The 2,764-nt window shown below is 76.9% G+C and carries 2 protein-coding genes; both read right to left on the bottom strand.

Annotated features, from left to right (window positions below; translation table 11 throughout):
• The coding region (locus E1283_RS34780) for an ATP-binding protein (protein WP_481906713.1) at positions 1-2,185 on the bottom strand (2,185 nt) is incomplete at its 3' end.
• Positions 2,186-2,287: 102 nt separating this feature from the next.
• Positions 2,288-2,557, bottom strand: a complete 270-nt coding sequence (locus tag E1283_RS34775; protein WP_243745314.1) for a hypothetical protein — start codon at positions 2,555-2,557, stop codon at positions 2,288-2,290.
• Positions 2,558-2,764 lie beyond the last annotated feature (207 nt).

Genomic DNA, 2,764 nt, shown 5'->3' with positions numbered 1-2,764 from the left:
CGTCGGGGTGGGTGGAGTCGGCGATGGGGGCGAACCAGCGCAGGGCCTCGTCGATGTCGCGTTCGCGCTTGGCGAGTTGGCCGAGGTTGAGGGACGCCTCGTGGCGCCGCCGCTCGTCGCCGACGGCCAGTGTGTGCTGCCACCAGGTGCGGGCCCTGGTGGCGTCCTCCGCGGCGTAGGCGTGCGCGCCCAGGGTGAGCGCGGCCTTGGCCGCGTACGAGCCGGTGCCGTCGGCGACCTTGCGGAGCAGGGTGTCCGCCAGGGCGAGGTGGCCCTGGTCGGCTATCCAGTGCGCGAAGTGGAAGGTGGCGCACCAGCGGTACGAGGCCGTGGCGGCGGGCCGGTCGGCGTCGCCGTCGCCCGCGAGCCGGTGGGCCGCCGCCGCGGCGGCCTCGGCGCCGGACTCGGTGAGGAGGTCGGCGAGGGCCAGCAGCGACTGGCGGGCCCTGGCGTCCTTCCGCAGTCTGGCCCGGGATTCCTGGTAGGCGGCGCGCGACCAGGCGGACCAGGCCGTGGCCTGGTCGCCCCGCCGGTTGGCCAGGTCGGCGAGGCCACGGGCGGCCTTGCCCGCGCGTGCCGCGTCGTCACAGGCGAGGAAGCCCGCCTCGGCGCGGGTGAACGCGTGCACGGCGGCGCCCGACCGGCCCTGCCGGGACCGGGTGACGCCCAGGTTGTAGGCGGCGCTGGCCGCCGTGTGCGGTCGGGCCGGCAGGTCGGCGGCGCGGGCGAACCAGTCGGCGGCCCGCGCCGTGTCGTCGCGGTCCTTGGCCGCCATGCCGAGCGCGTGGAAGACGGTGGCGGCCACCCCGGGGACGGCCTCCGTCAGGGCCTCGGCGAGCGTGTCGGCGGTGTGGTGGCCGCCGCTCCGCTCCAGGAGGCCGAACAGCGCGGGCGCCAGCCGGCGGATCGGCTCCTCGGCCTCCGCGCCCTCGGCCAGCAGCCGGCCCAGGTGGCGGCGGTAGGCCGGGGCCACCGCGCCGGTGGCCAGCACCAGCGGCAGCGCCGCGTCCTGGACGCCCTCCTCGTCGGCGGCCAGGTCGAGGCCGAACTCGGCGGCGCGCTCGCGGTCCGCGTGCGGCGGCGCGGCCAACGCGTCGACGGCCGCCAGGGCCTCGTCGAACCGCCGCTGGTACGCGGCGAGGGCGAACCGGGCCAGGGCCGCCGAGCCGAACCCGGCGGCCAGCTCCGCGGCCGAAGGACGCCGCCCGGCGGCCGCGAAGAGCAGCCGGTCGGCCCGGTCCACCAGGGTCTCGGCGCCCGCACGCCGGCGGATCTCCGCCAGCAGCCCCCGATCACCCCCGGCCAGCGGGCGCGCCCGTGCCAACGCGGCCCGCGCCGCGGCCTCGTCACCCGCGGCGTGCGGCAGGGCGCCGAGCCCGAGCGCGGCCCGGGCCCGATGGCGGTCGCCGCCCGACCACTCCGCCGTCCTGACGGCGAGCGCCCGTTGGTACGCCTCCCGGGCCCGCTCGACCTCCCCGAGCCGCGCGTGGGCGTCGCCGAGGTGGGCGAGCGACTTCGCGCGGTGCGCGCCGTCGTCGCCGTCGTCGCCGTTGTGCCGGGCTCGCGCCGCGGTGGTGAACGCCTCGGCGGCCCGCCGCGCGTCGCCCTCGTCGAGCAGCAGCCAGCCGTGCACGAACGCGGCGTGGGCGTCGTCGAGCGCGGCCAGGTCGGCGTACTCCGCCCGCCACCCGGCGGGCGCCGGGTGCTCCGCGGTGGTGGCGTACGACGTGCTGCCCCAGCTCTGGCCCGGGCGCAGCGGGGCCAGCCAGCGGGGGTCGGTGGCCCACACGTCGAAGTCGCCCTGGGCGAGCCCGTCCTCGTCCTGCCAGTGGCCGGCGCGCGCGGAGTGGAAGGTGGCGAGGCGGCCGAGGTCGTCGGCGGTGAGTGGGGTGTTGCGGCTCGCGACGCGCGTGAACCGCTCGACGAAGCGGTGGGTGTGGCGGTCCACCCAGGACTCGTCGAGGAAGTCGTCGAGGGCGACCAGGTCGCGCAACGGGCCGAAGCGCGGGCCGCCCCGGCCGGCCGCCGCCTCCCACAGCACGCGGAAGAAGAAGCTCGCGTCGGCGGGCAACGGGTCCACGAGATCCCACGACTCGTCGTAGTAGACGGCGAAGACCCGGAACCGGGCCCGGCGCTCGGTGGGGTCGACGTCGAGTACGCGTACGCCGAAGAGATCGGTGGACATGCGGCCGCCTTCCCCCTGGTGCGGTGGTCGCCGTGCTGGGACCACCGGCCAACCTAGCGGGCGGGTCTGACACCGCGGGGGAGATCGCCCGTGGGCACGGGGTCAACGCGCGTTGCGTGCCCGCTGGTTGGCCTCGGCGACGCGCTGGCTGAGGGACTCGCTGGCCGAGATCGGGTGGACGTCCTCGGGACGCGCGGTCCACTCCTGGCCGCCGCCGGGCGGGCGGAGCCAGACCGTGCCGTAGAGGTGAGCCATGACCCGACCGACCTTGTCGCGCGAGGTGTCGCGAGCCATCGTGCCGATCTCCGGCACCGAGGGCGGCGTCGAGGGGGCCGACGACCGCGCCGACGAGGGGGACGAAATTCCTGTCATGACCACACTCCGAACGCAGGTCCGGTTCCGCAGGGTCGTCTTCACACCACCACCATGCCCGAGCCGTGTGGGGTCGAAGTGTGGGCCTCTTAGTCTCAGAGCGAAATTTGAGGTTGCCGGTGGAGCAGGGACGCCGCCTCGTCCACCACGGCCCGTTCACCCGGGCGGAGCGTGGGGGTGGTGGAGCGGCGGGCGTGGGCCCTGGGG

The sequence above is a fragment of the Streptomyces hainanensis genome (assembly GCF_004348415.1).
GTDB classification, from domain to species: domain Bacteria; phylum Actinomycetota; class Actinomycetes; order Streptomycetales; family Streptomycetaceae; genus Streptomyces; species Streptomyces hainanensis.
Note: the sequence above shows the minus strand (reverse complement) of the source record. Positions and strands in the feature narration are given on the sequence as shown.